General features: G+C 69.2%; 13 protein-coding genes. 8 read left to right on the forward strand and 5 right to left on the reverse strand.

The window, feature by feature from the left end; all coding sequences use genetic code 11:
• Nucleotides 1–14: 14 nt before the first annotated feature.
• Entirely contained in the window at nucleotides 15–773 is a 759-nt protein-coding gene (locus ACLV74_RS12885; RefSeq protein WP_411879783.1) for a helix-turn-helix domain-containing protein, read from the forward strand.
• Here the strand turns inward: ACLV74_RS12885 and ACLV74_RS12890 are convergent.
• Nucleotides 770–1,876, reverse strand: a complete 1,107-nt coding sequence (locus ACLV74_RS12890) for a fatty acid desaturase (protein WP_411879784.1) — start codon at nucleotides 1,874–1,876, stop codon at nucleotides 770–772. The genes ACLV74_RS12885 and ACLV74_RS12890 overlap by 4 nt on opposite strands.
• A 230-nt stretch (nucleotides 1,877–2,106) precedes the next feature.
• Here ACLV74_RS12890 and hemN point away from each other — a divergent pair, with 230 nt between their 5' ends.
• Nucleotides 2,107–3,489, forward strand: coding sequence for an oxygen-independent coproporphyrinogen III oxidase (hemN, locus tag ACLV74_RS12895; protein WP_411879785.1), 1,383 nt, complete (start codon nucleotides 2,107–2,109; stop codon nucleotides 3,487–3,489).
• Nucleotides 3,490–3,515: 26 nt separating this feature from the next.
• Nucleotides 3,516–4,202 (forward strand): sulfite exporter TauE/SafE family protein, encoded by a 687-nt coding sequence (locus tag ACLV74_RS12900; protein WP_411879786.1) that lies wholly within the window; start codon nucleotides 3,516–3,518, stop codon nucleotides 4,200–4,202.
• Between the two features lie 26 nt (nucleotides 4,203–4,228).
• Here ACLV74_RS12900 and ACLV74_RS12905 read toward each other — a convergent pair whose 3' ends face one another.
• A complete protein-coding gene (locus tag ACLV74_RS12905) occupies nucleotides 4,229–5,590 on the reverse strand; it encodes an MBL fold metallo-hydrolase RNA specificity domain-containing protein (RefSeq protein ID WP_411879787.1) in 1,362 nt (453 codons plus the stop codon).
• A 92-nt stretch (nucleotides 5,591–5,682) separates the two neighbouring features.
• The gene (locus tag ACLV74_RS12910; protein ID WP_411879855.1) at nucleotides 5,683–6,669 is read right to left on the reverse strand and encodes a zinc-dependent alcohol dehydrogenase family protein; all 987 of its coding nucleotides are present in this window, start codon (nucleotides 6,667–6,669) and stop codon (nucleotides 5,683–5,685) included.
• A gap of 213 nt (nucleotides 6,670–6,882) precedes the next feature.
• Here ACLV74_RS12910 and ACLV74_RS12915 point away from each other — a divergent pair, with 213 nt between their 5' ends.
• The 5 genes from ACLV74_RS12915 (at nucleotide 6,883) to ACLV74_RS12935 (ending at nucleotide 14,431) form a co-directional block, all read left to right on the forward strand.
• Nucleotides 6,883–7,761, forward strand: coding sequence for a L,D-transpeptidase (locus tag ACLV74_RS12915; protein ID WP_411879788.1), 879 nt, complete (start codon nucleotides 6,883–6,885; stop codon nucleotides 7,759–7,761).
• 149 nt (nucleotides 7,762–7,910) lie between these two features.
• Nucleotides 7,911–9,464 (forward strand): efflux transporter outer membrane subunit, encoded by a 1,554-nt coding sequence (locus ACLV74_RS12920; RefSeq protein WP_411879789.1) that lies wholly within the window; start codon nucleotides 7,911–7,913, stop codon nucleotides 9,462–9,464.
• Nucleotides 9,461–10,543, forward strand: coding sequence for an HlyD family secretion protein (locus tag ACLV74_RS12925; RefSeq protein WP_411879790.1), 1,083 nt, complete (start codon nucleotides 9,461–9,463; stop codon nucleotides 10,541–10,543). Before ACLV74_RS12920 ends, ACLV74_RS12925 begins: the two co-directional genes overlap by 4 nt.
• Entirely contained in the window at nucleotides 10,540–13,302 is a 2,763-nt protein-coding gene (gene rbbA, locus ACLV74_RS12930; protein ID WP_411879791.1) for a ribosome-associated ATPase/putative transporter RbbA, read from the forward strand. The genes ACLV74_RS12925 and rbbA overlap by 4 nt, the downstream gene beginning before the upstream one ends.
• A 1-nt stretch (nucleotide 13,303) precedes the next feature.
• Nucleotides 13,304–14,431, forward strand: coding sequence for an ABC transporter permease (locus tag ACLV74_RS12935; RefSeq protein WP_411879792.1), 1,128 nt, complete (start codon nucleotides 13,304–13,306; stop codon nucleotides 14,429–14,431).
• Between the two features lie 26 nt (nucleotides 14,432–14,457).
• Here the strand turns inward: ACLV74_RS12935 and ACLV74_RS12940 are convergent, their stop codons facing one another.
• Both ACLV74_RS12940 and ACLV74_RS12945 read right to left on the reverse strand, forming a co-directional pair.
• Nucleotides 14,458–15,096, reverse strand: a complete 639-nt coding sequence (locus ACLV74_RS12940) for a SagB/ThcOx family dehydrogenase (RefSeq protein WP_411879793.1) — start codon at nucleotides 15,094–15,096, stop codon at nucleotides 14,458–14,460.
• Between the two features lie 67 nt (nucleotides 15,097–15,163).
• Complete coding sequence (locus tag ACLV74_RS12945; protein ID WP_411879794.1) at nucleotides 15,164–16,690, reverse strand: DASS family sodium-coupled anion symporter; 1,527 nt, start codon at nucleotides 16,688–16,690, stop codon at nucleotides 15,164–15,166.
• Nucleotides 16,691–16,711: the final 21 nt, after the last annotated feature.

Here is a 16,711-nt window from a genome sequence, read left to right on the forward strand (position 1 = left end):
CCCAGGGAGCCGTCATGACCACAGCCTGTTCAACCGCCAGCGATACTTCATCCGCCGCGGTCATTCCGCCGCTGACGACACAGTGCTCGAACTGCAACCTGCGCGACCTCTGCCTGCCCTGCGGCATGAAGCCCTCGGACGTGGACGGCCTGGACGGCCTCAAGTTCCACCGCACCAAGGTCAAGGCCGGGGAGGCGCTCTACCATGAAGGCCAGGCCTTCCGCAATATTTACGCGGTGCGCATGGGCACCTTCAAATCCAGCCTGACGCTGGCGGACGGCCGCGAACAGGTCAGCGGCTTCCAGATGGCCGGTGAACTCATGGGCCTGGACGGCATCGCCAACGGCGCCTACGCCAGCAACTCCACCGCGCTGGAAGACACCGAAGTCTGCACCATTCCCTACGACGAGATCAGCGGCCTGGCCGCCACCAGCACCGGCATGCAGCAGGCCGTCAGCCGGCTGATGAGCCGCGAAATCGTCAGGGAGCACAGCCTGATGATGCTGCTGGGCAGCATGAACGCCGAAGAGCGCCTGGCCGCCTTCCTGCTCAACCTCTCGCAGCGGCTCAAGCTGCGCGGCTACGCGGCCGGCGAATTCCACCTGCGCATGTCGCGCGCCGAAATCGGCAGCTACCTGGGCATGAAGCTGGAGACCGTGAGCCGCACCTTCTCGGCCTTCCAGCAGCAGGGCATCCTCGAGGTCGACAAGCGCCACATCCGCATCCTGGACCAGGCTGCGCTGCAGCGCGTCTTCGACACGCGCGTCCACTAGAAGTTGTTCACAGCCTGAACGGGGCCGGCCATGCCCTGCGAGGTCGGGCGGCCGGCAAAGTCCGTCCATTGCCGACGCCCGAAGTCATAGAGCTTGCAGCGCTGTGCCGTGTCGAAATACCAACCCCAGGAGAACGGCTGCACCACGATGTGGCCGGGCAGTTTTTCCTCCAGCAGGGCCTGGGCCTTTTTGAGGCGGTACAGCGGCACGCCCATGTCCACGTGGTGGGCGGTGTGCTCCATGATGTGGTGCAGCGCCGCGCCGAAAAACGAATTGAAGGTCAGGTGCACCGTGGTGGAGACAAAGGGGTTGGCGTCGGACCAGCTCTTCTTGTTGTCGTACCAGGCGATGCTGGTGTGCGTGTGGTGCACATAGACCACAAACCCGATCAGGCCGTTCCACACCAGCAGCGGCAGGAAAAACCCCACGGCCAGGAGCCAGAGCGCCGACTGGCCGGTGGCTGATGCCGCAAGCACAAGTCCCGCGACCCAGGCCGCCGCGCCCGCAGTCACCAGCAGGCTGTCGGCCACAAAAATGCTGCGGCGCGTGGGCATCACGGCTTTGGACGGAAAGTACAGCCGCTTCCACCAGATCTCCACAAGGTAATACAGCCAGGGCGCCCAGCCGCTGCGGTAAGCGCGTTCCAGCGCCCGCTTCCAGGCGGGCATGCTTTCATAGGCTTCCAGGGTCGCGGGCTGCCAGACGAAGTCGAAGCCGCTGAGGTTGGTGTAGCCGTGGTGCACGATGTTGTGCCCCACGTCCCACAGGCTGTAGGGCGTCAGCGAGGGCAGGAACAGCAGCCGGCCCAGCCAGCGGTTGAGCCTGCGATGCGGGGTGAAGCTCTGGTGGCAGGCGTCGTGGCCCAGGATGAACAGCCTGGCGATCATGAAGCCGGCCAGCAGGCCCATGAGCAATTGCACGGAAGGGTGGCTCGCGAGCACGGCGCCTGCCATGCATGCGGCGAACAGGGCGAAATCCGCCAGGGACATCGCCAGGGCGAGGCCGGTGTTTTTGGCCGAAATGGGAAGAAGCCAGGAGCGCAGGACTTTGCGGTGCGGAAGGACGGTGGCCTGGTTGGCTTGGATGGCGGGTGACAGGGACATGAGGAAATAAAGGGTTGGCGGCCGGGCCGTCGACCCGTGCAATGGGGAAGCCGCCAGCTTAAGGCGCGCCCTGCGCGGCGATTTGACGCAGGTCAAGCACAGGGCAAACGCGCCGCTGTGCCGCCTGCAGACAGCGAAGAGCTTCTATCACCTTGCGCCTTCGTTGATCCACATCAACGCCGCCGGGGCAGGCGGGCGGCACAGTGGAGGCCTCACTTCCTGAACCCCCCATGCCCGCTGTTCTACCCCAGGCCCTTCGCAAATTCGACATCTCCGGCCCGCGCTACACCTCGTTTCCGACGGCGGACCGTTTTGTCGAGGCCTTTACCGCTGCCGACCACGCGCGCGCGCTGGACGACAGGCGCGCGCGGGCCGAGACCTCGGCGGCGCCGCTGTCGGTGTATGTGCACATCCCGTTTTGCGAATCGCTGTGCTACTACTGCGCCTGCAACAAGATCATCACCAAACAGCACAGCCGCGCCACCGCCTACCTGGGCTACCTGGAGCGCGAAGTGGCCCTGTACACGGCGCGCCTGGGGCAGGGCCAGCCCGTCAGCCAGTTGCACCTGGGCGGCGGCACGCCGACGTTTCTGTCCGACGCGGAACTCGGGCGGCTCATGGACATGCTCAGGCGCAACTTCGACTTCGCGCCCGGCGCGGAAATGGCCATCGAGGTGGACCCGCGCACCGTGGACAACACGCGCCTGGCCGCGCTGGCGGCCCTGGGCTTCAACCGCCTGAGCTTCGGCGTGCAGGATTTCGACCCCGACGTGCAGAAGGCCGTGCACCGCGTGCAGCCCGCCGAACAGGTCTTCGCGCTGGTCGCCCAGGCGCGCGCGCTCGGGTTTGACTCCATCAACGTGGACCTGATCTACGGCCTGCCGCGGCAGACGCAGACCTCCTTCGCGCGCACCATACGCCAGATCGAGGACCTCAGGCCGGACCGCATCGCCCTCTACGCCTACGCCCATCTGCCGGAACGCTTCAAGCCGCAACGGCACATCGCGTCCGCGCTCTTGCCGGCGGCCGAGGACAAGGCCGCCATGCTGGCCGAGGCCATGCAACGCTTTCAGGGCGCGGGCTACCGCTACATCGGCATGGACCATTTCGCGCTCGAGAACGACTCCCTGGCCGTGGCCAGCCGCGAGGGCCGGCTGCACCGCAACTTCCAGGGCTACAGCACCCAGCCCGACCGCGACCTGGTGGGCCTGGGCGTGTCGGCCATAGGCGCGGTCGGCGCCACCTACAGCCAGAACGCCAAGGACCTGGAGGAATACTGCGACCTGTTGGACCAGGGGCGCTTCCCGGTCACGCGCGGCCTGGCGCTGAGCCGCGACGACCTGGCGCGCCGCGCGGTGATCATGGCCATCATGTGCCAGGGCCGGGTCTGGTTCGAATCGATAGAGCTGGCCTGGATGCTGGACTTCAAGAGCTACTTCGCCGCCGAACTCGAGCGCCTGCGCGAACTGGAGGACGCCGGCCTGGTCGTGCTGTCCGACACCGGCATCGAGGTGACGCCCGACGGCCGCTTCGTGCTGCGCGCGGTGGCCATGGTGTTCGACCGCTACCTGCAGTCCGACCTCAACCGCAGCCGCTTCTCGCGCATCATCTGATCCCGGTTGCGCCGCTGCCCATGTCCATGTCTTACGCGCTCGCCACCACGGCCCTGTTGATGGGGCTTGCCGGCGGGCCGCATTGCGCGGTGATGTGCGGCGCGGCCTGCGGCGGGCTCAGACGCATGGGCGCGCAGCCGCAGCGCCGGCCGCAGTCGCCGCTGGTCTTCCAGGCCGGGCGGCTTGTGGGCTATTCCACCGCGGGCGCTGCTGCCGCGGCGGCGGTGCAAAGTTTTGCCTGGATCACGGAACAGGCCGCCGTGGTCAAGCCGCTCTGGGTGCTGTTCCACCTGGCCGTGCTCGGCTGGGGACTGATGCTGGTGGTCAAAGCCAGCCAGCCGGCCTGGGCCGACCGGGCAGGGCGCTCGGCCTGGTCCCGGGTCGGGGCCATGGCCGCATCGCGCGGCGGCATGTTCTCCGTCGGCGCGCTCTGGGCCTTCATGCCCTGCAGCCTGCTGTATTCGGCGCTGCTGGTCGCGTCCTTGAGCGGCGGGCCGCTGCAGGGCGCACTGGCCATGGCGGCGTTTGCCGCGGGCAGCAGTGTCTCGCTGCTGCTGGCGCCGCAACTGCTGGCCTGGCTGCGCCGCGCCGGCAACGGCCTGCGCGACCAGCTGGGCGTGCGCCTGGCCGGCGGCGTGCTGGTGCTGGCCGCGGTGTTCGGCTTGTGGAGCGACATGATGCACCGCATTGCCGAGTGGTGCGGGCTGGCCTGAAACCGACCGCTTGCCGGCGAACTGAATCAGTCGAGCGAAACCGACTCGAGGTAACAGGGCAGGTGGCAGGGCCAGTGCAACTCGCGCTCTATGCGCTGGCGCATGGCATCGGCCGCGGCGGGCTCGCCGTGGGTGACGAAGGTCTGTTTGGGCGTGGACTTGAAGCCGCGCAGCCAGCCCGTGATTTCGGCGGCGTCCGAATGGGCCGACAGGTCGTCCAGCATCGCCACCTCGGCGCGCACCGGCACCTCCTGGCCGTGGATGCGTACCGTGGGCGCGCCGCCGGCGATCAGGGCGCCGCGTGTGCCGCCGGCCTGAAAGCCGGCAAACAGGATGGTGTTGCGCTTGTCGGGCGCGAAGGCCTTGAGGTGGTGGACCACGCGCCCGCCGGTGGCCATGCCGCTGGCGGCGATGATGACCATGGGGCCGTGTTTGGCATTGAGCAGGCGCGACTCCTCGGGCGACTCGACGATGTGGGCCGTGTGCGCCATGGCCTCGCACTCCGCGAACGTCAGCCGCAGTTCGGCCTTGTGTTTGAGGTACAGCTGCGTGGCCTTGGCCGCCATGGGGCTGTTGAGGTAGACCGGCAGCTTGCGGTCAATCACGCCCTGGGTTTTGAGCACCTCGATGCAGTGCAGCAGGCTTTGCGCGCGCCCCACGGCGAAAGCGGGAATCACCACCACGCCGCCGCGCGCGGCCGTGCGCTTGATGACCTGGCCCAGCGCCAGCACGGGGTCGGAATCCTTGTGCAGGCGGTCGCCGTAGGTGGACTCGACCACCAGGTAATCGGCGCCGTCCATCGGTGAAGGCGGCCTGAGCACCAGGTCGTTGGGCCGGCCTATGTCGCCGGAAAACAGGATGGAGCGCGAGCCGTCGTCCAGCCGCACGAAGGACGAGCCCACCATATGGCCCGAAGGTGTCAGGCTGGCGTTCAGGCCGGGCACCGGGTGCCAGGGTTTGCCGGCCGGCACCGGGTGCAGCAGCTTGAGGCAGCGCATCGCATCCTCGCGCGTGTACAGCGGCAGGGCCGGCGCGTGCTTTGAAAAACCGTGCCGGTTGGCGTATTCGGCTTCTTCTTCCTGCAGGTGGCCGGCGTCGGGCAGCAGGATGCGGCACAGGTCCGCCGTGCCCGGCGTGCAGAACACCTTGCCGGTGAAGCCCTGGCGCGCCAGCAGCGGCAGGTAGCCGCTGTGGTCGATGTGGGCATGGGTGAGGATCACGGCATCGATGTCGGCCGCGGCGACGGGCAGCGGCGACCAGTTGCGCAGGCGCAGCGGCTTGTAGCCCTGGAACAGGCCGCAATCGACCAGCACGGAGGCTTCGCCGTGGCGCACCAGGTATTTGGAGCCGGTGACGGTGTCGGTGGCGCCCAGGAATTGGATCTTCATGGCGGCAGCTTAGGCGCGCCGCAAACCGGCGTGTTTGACATAGCGCAGACACAGCGCAGACAGGCGCGCATAACGCCCATTTTCCGGCGGGATCAAGGCACCAGCACGGCGGCCCCGTTGAGCCGGCCGGCCCGCAGGTCGTCCAGGGCCTCGTTGGCCCGCTCCAGCGGGTAGATGGTGGTTTCGGCGCGCAGCGGCTGCGCCGCCGTGAAATGCAGGAAGGCGGCCGCATCGGCGCGCGTGAGGTTGGCGACCGACACCAGCTGCCGTTCCTCCCAGAGCAGTTCATACGCAAAGGACGGGATATCGCTCATGTGGATGCCGCCGCAGACGACGCGCCCGCCCTTGCGCACCGCGCGCAGCGCCAGGGGCACCAGCTCGCCCACGGGCGCGAAGATGATCGCGGCGTCCAGGCGCTCGGGCGGCGTTTCTTCCGACCCGCCGGCCCATACCGCGCCCAGCGAGCGCGCGAAGGCCTGGGCGCGTGTATCGCCCTGGCGCGTGAAGGCATAGACCTTGCGGCCCTGGCGCCGGGCGACCTGCGCCACCAGGTGCGCGGCGGCGCCGAAGCCGTAGAGGCCGAGCTTTTCCGCGTCGCCGCCCGCCATGCGCAATGCGCGCCAGCCGATCAGCCCGGCGCACATCATGGGCGCCATGTGCACGGGGTCCGCCGACCGCGGCAGGGGCATGCAGAAAGCGGCTTCGGCAAGCGTGTGGGTCGCAAAGCCGCCGTCGCGGCCGTGGCCCGTGAAGATCGCGTGGTCGCAGAGGTTCTCGCGGCCCAGGCGGCAAAAGGGGCAATCGCCGCAGGTGTGCGCAAGCCAGGGCACGCCGACGCGGTCGCCGGCATGCAGGCTGTGCACGCCTTCGCCGAGGGACTCGACGATGCCGATGATCTCGTGGCCGGGCACCAGCGGCAGGCGCGGCAGCGGCAGCTCGCCGTCCACGATGTGCAGGTCGGTGCGGCAGACCGCGCAGGCTTCAATGCGCAGCCGCACTTCGCCGGCCGCCGGTTCGGGAACCGGTCGTGTCTCCAGGCGCAGCGCCTGGCCGGGCGTATGCAGAACCATTGCGCGCATCATGGCTTGGCCTCCTGTGGGAAGAGGGCGGTTCCGGCCGTGCGCCGGAACCGCCTGAGACCACTCTAGGCGCATGCACCGGCCGCGCATTGCGCTGCATCAAACAGCGCGAACGGCAGGCCGCCCGGAATTGGCGCGCAGCGCCGCGCTTGATGCCGGTCAAGGGCCGCGGCCCGCGGCTCCGCAAAATGGCGGGCATTCCAAGGAGAAACCATGATGCGCCACCCCACCGGGTTTGTGCCCCGCGACGAGCCGGCCATGCGCGCACTGACACGCTGCGCGGTGGCCGCTGTTTTCGTGCTGGCCTTTCATGGCGTGCAGGCGCAGGCGCAAGAGGCACAGCCCGGCGCCGGCATCGCGGCCGCCTTCCGCGCGGAAGTAGACCGCCGCCTGGAGGTGCCCGACGCCGAGTTCGCCGGCTACGGCAGGCTTGCCGAGGCGGCGCTCGCGCAAGCGGGTGTCGTGTTGGAGGGGCCGCAGTACCTTGTGGTGGTGGACCGCCATCCCTACGTCCAGGCCGCTTTCGTGCTGCTGCGCTCGGCCGGCGGCGAGTGGTCGGGCATGGGCGCGGCGCCGGTCTCGACGGGCTTGCCCGGCAGCTTCGACCATTTCGAGACGCCGCTGGGCGTCTTCGCGCACAGCCTGGCCAACCCGGATTTCCGCGCCGAAGGCACCTTGAACGCCAACGGCATACGCGGCTACGGGGCCAGGGGCATGCGCGTCTTTGATTTTGGCTGGCAGCGCGTGCCCAAGGGCTGGGGCGACGGCAAGGTGATGGAGATGCGGCTGCAGATGCATGCCACCGACCCGGACGCGCTGGAGCAGCGCCTGGGCAGCGCGCAGTCCAAGGGATGCGTGCGCATCCCCGCCACGCTCAATACCTTTCTGGACCGCCACGCCATCCTGGATGCCGACTACCTGCAGTCGGTGCGGGAAGGCCGGCAGCTTTGGGTGCTGCGGGCGGACCGCGAGCCGGTTCCCGAGGCGGGGCGCTACCTGGTGGTGGTCGAATCCGCGCGCGAGGACAGGCCGCCGTGGAGCCCGCCGCCCTTCCTGCCGCACCGCAAGCCCGCGCCGCTGCCGCACGAATAGGCGAGGGAAGGGCCCGCGGCGCGTGAAGGCTTGCGCGGCTGGAGATTGCCCCCGAATGTCCGCTTGCTTGATCTTGCGCAAGCGGGTCCGGGGCCGCAGCCCTTAATCTGGCTTGAGACGGCAACACGGCCGGACTAAAAGGATCAGCTGTGAGAGCCCGTCATTCCGAAACGATTTCCCGCGGTCCGCGCATCGCCCTGCTGGCGCGGGAATTTTCATCCCCCGCGCCTGGCCGGCGCACGGTGTGGCCCCGCGCCCTGGCTTGTGCCGGTTTGTCCCTGGCATTGCTGGTCGCCGGTTGCGCCGGGCCGGCTTCCCATGTGGCGGCGCCCGTCATGCCCGTGCCCGGCCGCTACCCGGGGACGGACACGAGCCCATCTTCATTGCCCGCGACCGCCGGCTGGCGCGAATACTTTCCCGACCCCACGCTGCAAAACTTGATTGCCCAGGCCTTGCGCGGCAACCGCGACCTGCGCGTGGCCGCGCTGCGTGTCGCCGAGGCCCGCCAGCTCTGGCGGCTGCAGCATGCCGATGCATTGCCGGCCTTTGCCGCGCAGGCGGGCGGGGACCGGGCCCGCGTGCCGGCGGACCTCAGCCTGACCGGCCGCCCCATGGTGACCAGCCAGTACCAGGCCGGCATCGCCGCCAGCTGGGAGCCCGACTTCTGGGGCCGTTTCGGCAGCCAGGATGAAGCCGCGCGGCAGGGCTATCTCGCCAGCGAGGAGGGGCGCGATGCCGTGACGGTGCTGCTGGTCTCGCAGGTGGCCGATGCCTACCTCGGCCTGCGTGAACTGGACGAGCGCATCGCCATCGCGAACCAGACCCTGGCCAGCCGCGCCGAAACGCTGCGCATCTTCAGGCGGCGCGTCGAAGCCGGCGCCACGTCGCGATTGAACCTCACGCAGGCACAGGTGCTGCACGACCAGGCGCAATTGCTGGGCGAGCAGCTGTCCCAGGCGCGGGAGCAGCAGCTCAACGCCCTGGCCCTGCTGGTCGGCGAACCGGTCCCCTTGCTGGCGGCCGCCGGGCCGCTGCCCGACGCCGGATTGCTGCGCGAGCTCGATCCGGGCCTGCCCTCCGGCCTGCTGCTGCGGCGGCCCGACATCATGGCGGCGGAGCACCGGCTGCTGGCGGCCAACGCCAGCATCGAGGCGGCCCGGGCGGCATTTTTCCCGCGCGTGAGCCTGACGGGATCTTTCGGCACGGCCAGCGCGAGCCTGGACGGCCTGTTCAGCGCGGGCAGCCGGGCCTGGACGTTTTCACCCGCCATCTCGCTGCCCATTTTTGACGGCGGCCGGCTGCGCGCCAACCTGCACGCCACCGAGGCGCGCCAGGCCATCGCCGTGGCGAACTACGAAAAAGCCATCCAGTCGGCCTTTCGGGACGTGGCCGACGCGCTCGCGGCGGGCCGCTGGCTGGCCGCGCAGCAGGCCGTGGCCGCCGGCACGCTGGCCGCGCAGGCCGAGCGCGCGCGGCTGTCGCAGCTGCGTTACGACAACGGCGCGGCCGCTTTTCTGGAGGTGCTGGATGCGCAGCGCGACCTGCTGGCCGCGCGCCAGCTGGTGGTGCAACTGCGGCGTGCCTTGCTGTCGAGCCGTGTCGGTCTTTATGCCGCGCTCGGCGGCGGCCGGCCGGACTCTTCCGATGCCCTTGCGGGCGCCCCGGCAAACCCCCTTTCCCCTCGCGAAGCAGGAAACCCATGACCTTGAAACTCCCCCCCAAACCCTGGCTGGCAGCGGGCGCCGCCGCCGCGCTGGCCGCGGCCGTCGCCATGGCCTATGGCTGGAACGCGCTGTACCCGGCCGGGCCCGGGGAAGGTTTTGCCAGCGGCAACGGCCGCATCGAGGCCACCGAGATCGACATCGCCACCAAGCTGGGCGGGCGCGTGCAGGACATCCTGGTGGGCGAGGGCGAATTTGTCTCGCCCGGGCAATTGCTGGCCCACATGCAGGTGCAGACGCTGGACGCGCAGCGCGACGAGGCCCTCGCCCGGCAGCAGCAGGCCGTCAGCGCCGTCGCCAGCGCCGAGGCGCAGGTCGCGGTGCGTGAAAGCGACCGCGAGGCGGCTCTGGCCGGCGTGGTGCAGCGCGAGAGCGACCTCGACAGCGCCCAGCGCCGGCTGGCCCGCTCGGAAATACTGACCCGCGAAGGCGCGGCCTCCGACCAGGAACTGGACGACGACCGGGCCCGCGTGCGCGGCGCGCAGGCCACGACCGCCGCGACACGCGCGCAGGTGCGGGCCGCCGAGGCCGCCGTGGTGGCCGCCCGCACCCAGGTGACCGGCGCGCGCGCGGCGGTGGCCGCGGCCGCCGCCACGCTGGCCCGGGTGAAGGCCGACATCGACGACAGCGCGCTGGTCGCGCCGCGCGCGGGGCGGGTGCAGTACCGCATCGCCCAGCCGGGCGAGGTGCTGGGCGCGGGCGGCAAGCTGCTGAACATGGTGGACCTGTCCGAGGTCTACCTGACCTTCTTCCTGCCGGAAGCCGCCGCGGGCCGCCTGGCGCTGGGCAGCGAGGTGCACATCGTGCTGGACGCCGCGCCGCAGTACGTGATCCCGGCGCGCGTGTCATTCGTCGCCAGCACCGCGCAGTTCACGCCCAAGACGGTGGAGACCGCCAGCGAACGCGAGAAGCTGATGTTCCGCATCAAGGCGCAGATCGACAGGGAACTGCTGCTCAAATACCTGCGGCAGGTCAAGACCGGCGTGCCCGGCGTGGCCTGGGTGCGGCTGGACCCGAAGCAGCCGTGGCCGCCTGAACTGGCGGTGAAAGTTCCGCAGTGACCCTGTCGCTGCAAGTGCCCGCGGTCGCGAAGCTCTCGGGCGTGGGCCTGCGCTACGGCAAGACCGTCGCGCTGGACGGCATCAGCCTGGCCGTTCCCGCCGGCTGCATGGTCGGGCTGATAGGGCCGGACGGCGTGGGCAAGTCCACCTTGCTGTCCCTGCTGGCCGGCGCCCGCAAGGTGCAGCAGGGCGGCGTCGAAGTGCTGGGCGGCGACATGCGCGAGGCCGCCCACCGTGAAGCGGTGTGCCCGCGCATCGCCTATATGCCGCAGGGCCTGGGCCGCAACCTCTATCCCACGCTGTCGGTCGAGGAAAACCTGCAGTTCTTCGGCCGCCTGTTCGGCCATGACGCGGCCGGGCGCCGGCAACGCATAGACACGCTGACGGCCGGCACCGGGCTGGCGCCCTTTTTGTCGCGCGCCGCCGGCCAGCTGTCGGGCGGCATGAAACAAAAGCTGGGCCTGTGCTGCGCGCTGATCCACGACCCGGACCTGCTGATACTGGACGAGCCGACCACCGGCGTCGACCCGCTGTCGCGCGCGCAGTTCTGGACGCTCATCGCGCAAATACGCGCCGGCCGCCCCGGCATGAGCGTGATCGTCGCCACCGCCTATATGGAAGAGGCCGACCGCTTCGACTGGCTGGTCGCCATGGATGCCGGCCGCGTGCTGGCGGCAGGCGCGCCGGCCGATCTGAAGGCGCACACGGGTTGCCGGTCGCTCGAAGAGGCCTTTATCGCCTTGCTGCCCGAAGCCCGGCGGCGCGGCCATGCCGAGGTGGTGATCCCGCCGCTGGCCGGGCAGGGCGGCGCGGGTTATGCCATCGAGGCGCAGGGCCTCAGCAAACGCTTCGGCGACTTCGTGGCGGTCGACCATGTGGACTTCAAAATACGGCGCGGCGAGATCTTCGGCTTCCTGGGCTCTAACGGCTGCGGCAAATCGACCACCATGAAAATGCTGACCGGCCTGCTGGCGCCCAGCGAAGGCCAGGCGTTGCTGTTCGGCCGCGCGGTCGATGCGCGCGACATGGCCACGCGCCGCCGCGTCGGCTACATGTCGCAGGCGTTTTCGCTGTATGCCGAACTGACCGTGCGGCAGAACCTGGTGCTGCATGCGCGGCTGTTCAGCCTGCCGGAAGCCGGCATTGAGACAAGGGTCGACGAGATGCTGGGCCGCTTCGGCCTGGACGGCGCGCAGCACAGCCTGCCGGAAAACCTGCCGCTGGGCGTGCGCCAGCGCCTGTCGCTCGCGGTGGCCATGGTGCACAGCCCGGAGCTGCTGATCCTGGACGAGCCGACCTCGGGCGTGGACCCGATTGCCCGCGACCTGTTCTGGCAGCTCATGGTGGACCTGGCACGCAAGGACCAGGTGACGATTTTCATCTCGACGCACTTCATGAACGAGGCCGCGCGCTGCGACCGCATTTCGCTGATGGACGCGGGCCGGGTGCTGGTGACCGATGCGCCGGCGGCGCTGGTGCAGGCGCGCGGCACCGCCACGCTGGAGGAGGCCTTCATCGGCTACCTCGAAGAAGCCGCGCCTGCCGCCGTACCGGCTGCTGCTGTTGCCGCTCCTGAAGCAGCGGCCGCGCAAGTTGCGGACACGGCCGCGTCCCGTGCCGCGCCGCGGCACGGCGGCTTCAGTGCCGGCCGCGCCTGGAGCTATGCCTTGCGCGAGACGCTGGAACTCCGGCGCGACCCGGTGCGCGCGACGCTGGCGCTGCTGGGCACGGCCATCCTGATGTTCATCATCGGCTACGGCATCAGCCTGGACGTGGAGAACCTGAGTTATGCGGTGCTGGACCGCGACCAGACCGTGCTCAGCCGGGCGTACGCGCTGAACCTGTCGGGCTCGCCGTACTTCATCGAGAAGGCGCCGCTTGCCGGCGAAGCCGAACTCGACAGCCGCATGCGCGCCGGCGACATCTCGCTGGCCGTTGAAATTCCTTCGGGCTTCGCGCGCGACGTGGAGCGCGGCGCGCCGGCGCAGATAGGCGCCTGGGTGGACGGCGCCATGCCCGCCCGGGCCGAAACCATACGCGGCTACATCCTGGCCATGCACCAGCTGTGGCTGGCCGATCTGTCGCTGCACCGGCTGGGCGTGGCGCCCGTTGCGGCCGCCGCGGTGGAGATCCGCTTTCGCTACAACCCCGACGTCAAGAGCCTGCCGGCCATGGTGCCGGCCGTCATACCGATGCTGCTGATGATGATCCCGGCCATGCTGGCCGCGCTGTCGGTGGTGCGCGAAAAGGAGCTCGGCTCTATCATCAACCTCTACGTCACGCCGGTCACCCGCGGCGAATTCCTGCTCGGGAAACAGCTGCCCTACATCGCCCTCGGGCTGCTCAATTTTTTCCTGATGGCGGCGCTGGCCGTCACGGTGTTCGATGTGCCCATCAAGGGCAGCTTCGCGACCCTGGCGCTGGCGGCGCTGGTGTATGTGGTCTGCGCGACCGGCCTGGGCCTGCTGGTGTCCACCTTCACCCAGAGCCAGATCGCCGCGCTCTTCGTGACCATGATAGGCACCATCATTCCCTGCGTGCAGTTCGCCGGGCTGCTGAACCCGGTGTCCTCGCTCTCCGGCGCGGGCGCTTTCATAGGCCGCATTTACCCCGCCACGCATTTTCTGACCATCAGCCGCGGCGTGTTCAACAAGGGCCTGGGCGCCGGCGAACTGGCCGCCTCCTTCTGGCCGCTGCTCGCGGCGGTGCCGGTGATCCTGGGGCTTGCGGTGGTGCTTCTCAAAAAGCAGGCGCGCTGACATGAACCCGTCCCTGTCCAACATTTTCCGCCTGGGTGTCAAGGAACTCTGGAGCCTGGCGCGCGACCCCATGATGCTGGTGCTGATCGCCTACACCTTCACCGTGTCGATCTACGTCGCGGCCACCGCCATGCCCGAAAGCCTGCACCGCGCGGCCATCGCCATCGTCGACGAGGACGCCTCGCCGCTGTCGGCGCGCATCACCGAGAGTTTTTACCTCCCGCGTTTCACCACGCCGCAGCGCGTCACGGCCGCGCAGGGCGACCGCGGCCTGGACCGCGGGGACTACACCTTCGTGCTGGCCATACCGGCGGGTTTCCAGCGCGACGTGCTGGCGGGCCGCTCGCCCGCCATACAGCTCAATGTGGATGCGACCCGCATGAGCCAGGCCTTCACCGGCAGCGGCTACATCCAGCAGATCGTGGGCGGCGAGGTCAACGCCTTCGTGAACCGCTACCGGGCCGAAACCGTGCTGCCGGTCGAGCTTGCCATGCGCCTGCGCTTCAACCCCAACCTGGACCAGTCCTGGTTCGGCTCGCTGATGGAAATCATCAACAACGTGACCATGCTGTCCATCATCCTGACCGGCGCCGCGCTGATACGCGAGCGCGAGCACGGCACCATCGAGCACCTGCTGGCCATGCCGGTCACGCCGGCTGAAATCATGCTGGCCAAAATCTGGTCCATGGGCCTGGTCGTGCTGCTGGCCGCCGGCGTGTCGCTCACCGTCATCGTGCAGGGCGTGCTGCGGGTGCCGGTGCAGGGCTCCGTCAGCCTGTTCATGCTGGCCGCCGCGCTGCATCTGTTCGCCACCACCTGCATGGGGATCTTCCTGGCGACCCTGGCGCGCAGCATGCCCCAGTTCGGCATGCTGCTGGTGCTGGTGTTGCTGCCGCTGCAGATGCTGTCGGGCGGCGCGACGCCCCGGGAGAGCATGCCGCACCTGGTGCAGAACATCATGCTGGTGGCGCCCACCACGCACTTCGTCTCGGCCGGCCAGGCCATCCTGTTTCGCGGCGCGGGCCTGGCGGTGGTGTGGCCGCAGCTGCTGGCCATCACGGTGATAGGCCTGGTGCTGTTCGCGGCCTCGCTGGGCAGCTTTCGCAGGACTGTCGCGCAGACGGCCTGAGTTTCGCTAGGGAAGGGCCGCGGCGCTCAGGCCCCCGCGGGGTAGCCGACGGTCTGCGACAGCAGCACCTGCTGGTCGTGCGTCAGGCCCAGCGCATCGGCGATCGCCGCGTGGTCTATCCACGCGCGTATCACCGCGCCCAGGCCGCTGCCGGCGGCGTAGAGGTAGGCGTTCTGCGCCATGGCCCCGGCCGCGACGTGGGCGTAGGCCTCGCGCCGGCCGGCGGGGATAAAGCGCATGCGCGCATGGTCGGCGACATAGACCAGGTCCAGCGGCGCATCGTCGACAAAGTCCTGGTAGCCGGTGATGCGCCTCAGGTCGGCGCCCGCGGCCAGTTGCAGCGCATGCTTGGCGGCGTCGTAGCGGTAGGCGCCGGCCGGCAGCGCCGCATAAATATCAATTTCGTGCGCGCCCAGCGCCGAAGGCGCGGTGCGTCCGCCGTCGTCGCGATTGACGCCGCCCGCCGCCCACAGCAGGTTGGACAGCAGCTGCGGCGGCAAGGCGTCCGGCTTGTAATCGCGGCGCGAGCGGCGCGCGGCCAGGGCCTCCATCAGCGGCAGGCCGCCCTGCCTGTCGGGCGGCGGCAGGGTGATCACGGCGGCCGCGCCGCCCAGCGCGGGCCGCGGCCGCAGCTTGCCCATCAGGCCGAGGGCGAATTTACTCATGGTTGTCATACCGGTTTTCCTTGGGTTGGTGCGGTTGCGGGGTCCAGGCTTTGCGGCTCCCGGGCTTTCAGGCCGCCTTGGTCATGTAGCCCATCCACGGCCAGTAGGTCAGCGCAAAAATCACCAGCAGCGCCGCCGCCGCCAGGGTGATGACCAGGCCGGTGCGCACAAAATCGCGCGCGTCGAAGGTGTCGGTGCCGTAGGCGATCATGTTCTGGGGCGCATTGACCGGCAGGATGAAACCGAAGCTCACGACGAACTGCAGCAGCATGGTCATGCCGACAACGTTGATGCCCGGCGTCTGCACGGCCAGCAGCACGCTGATGATGATGGGCACCATGGTGGAGGCCAGCGCCGTGGCGCTCGCAAAACCGAGGTGGATCACGATGAGGAACAGCGACAGCAGCATCAGGATCGTGAACGCGCCGGCCTGCTGCAGCCCCAGGTGCTGCACGATCAGGCCGGCCAGCCAGCCGGCGGCGTTGGTCTTCAGCAGCGCGGTTCCGACGCTGATGCCCACCGCGAACAGCAGGACCGTGCCCCACGGAAAACCGCGCTGCGACTCCTTCCAGTCCATCACGCCCAGGCGCGGCAGCAGCATCAGCGCGATGGCGGCGATGGTGGTGGAGGAGGTGTCGAAGTCGTGCAGCACCTTTTCGGTGGCCCAGAAACCCAGCAGCACCAGCACGATGGCCAGCAGCTTCCACTGCCGGCCCGTCATGGGCCCCAGCGCCTGGAGCTGATCGCGTATCGTGGCCCGGCCGCCCGCGATTTCCTTCATCTCGGGTTTCATCATGCGGGTCATGATGAAATACAGCGCGATGCTCAGCAGGGCCGAAAACGGCGCGCCGGCCACAAACCATTCGGCCCAGCTGATGCCGGTGCCGAACTGCTTTTCAATAAAACCGATCGCCACCATGTTCTGCGCGGCTGCGGTCTTGATGCCGATGTTCCAGACGCTGGCGGTCTGCGCCGCGGTGATGACCAGCAGGCCGGCGAAGCGGCTCCGTTTATCCACTTTGAAGGCGAGGATGAAGCCCATCATGATGGGCACCAGGCAGGCCACGCGGGCCGTGGTGCTGGGCACGATGAAGGACAGCAAAAAGCCGGTGGCCATGGCGCCGATCACGATGTGGTTGGTGCCGGCGTCCACCTTGGACAGCACCTTCAGGGCAATGCGCCTGTCCAGACCGGTGGCCGACATGGCGGCGGCGATAAAGCAGGCCGCGGCCACCAGCGCCACCGCGCTGTTGGAAAACCCGGACAGGGCCAGGCTGAGCGCCGCCGCGGTGCCCATGGCGGGCCCGCCCGGCCTGGCCGCATCGGGCGCCCAGGCCAGCAGGAAGATCATCAGCGCGCCTATCACCACCGAACTCACCGCATAGTCGAGCGCCTCGGTCATCCAGACAATCACCGCAAAGGCCAGGATGGCCAGCATCAGCTGGCCGGAGCGCGGCAGGCCTTCGAGCGCCGGCATCCACGCAATCGCCAGCAATGCCGCGAGCGCGGCGGCCAGGCCGGCGCGCTTGAGGAGGCCGCCGCCGGCACTGGCTGGCAGTGGCGCGGCGGGCAGGGGAGAGGGGACTGGGTTCATGCGATCTCCTTGGGTTATCCG

This window comes from Polaromonas sp. YR568 (assembly GCF_943369415.1).
Taxonomy (GTDB): domain Bacteria; phylum Pseudomonadota; class Gammaproteobacteria; order Burkholderiales; family Burkholderiaceae_C; genus Polaromonas.

What these genes read in the sequence shown, in the direction of transcription:
- ACLV74_RS12905 (WP_411879787.1), bottom strand. Translation starts at nt 5,590, where the DNA reads ATGAAGATCCAATTCCTGGGCGCCACCGACACCGTCACCGGCTCCAAA.
- hemN (WP_411879785.1), top strand. Translation starts at nt 2,107, where the DNA reads ATGCCCGCTGTTCTACCCCAGGCCCTTCGCAAATTCGACATCTCCGGC.
- ACLV74_RS12900 (WP_411879786.1), top strand. Translation starts at nt 3,516, where the DNA reads ATGTCTTACGCGCTCGCCACCACGGCCCTGTTGATGGGGCTTGCCGGC.
- ACLV74_RS12885 (WP_411879783.1), top strand. Translation starts at nt 15, where the DNA reads ATGACCACAGCCTGTTCAACCGCCAGCGATACTTCATCCGCCGCGGTC.
- ACLV74_RS12945 (WP_411879794.1), bottom strand. Translation starts at nt 16,690, where the DNA reads ATGAACCCAGTCCCCTCTCCCCTGCCCGCCGCGCCACTGCCAGCCAGT.
- ACLV74_RS12940 (WP_411879793.1), bottom strand. Translation starts at nt 15,096, where the DNA reads ATGAGTAAATTCGCCCTCGGCCTGATGGGCAAGCTGCGGCCGCGGCCC.
- ACLV74_RS12925 (WP_411879790.1), top strand. Translation starts at nt 9,461, where the DNA reads ATGACCTTGAAACTCCCCCCCAAACCCTGGCTGGCAGCGGGCGCCGCC.
- ACLV74_RS12910 (WP_411879855.1), bottom strand. Translation starts at nt 6,669, where the DNA reads ATGCGCGCAATGGTTCTGCATACGCCCGGCCAGGCGCTGCGCCTGGAG.
- ACLV74_RS12915 (WP_411879788.1), top strand. Translation starts at nt 6,883, where the DNA reads ATGATGCGCCACCCCACCGGGTTTGTGCCCCGCGACGAGCCGGCCATG.
- ACLV74_RS12890 (WP_411879784.1), bottom strand. Translation starts at nt 1,876, where the DNA reads ATGTCCCTGTCACCCGCCATCCAAGCCAACCAGGCCACCGTCCTTCCG.
- ACLV74_RS12935 (WP_411879792.1), top strand. Translation starts at nt 13,304, where the DNA reads ATGAACCCGTCCCTGTCCAACATTTTCCGCCTGGGTGTCAAGGAACTC.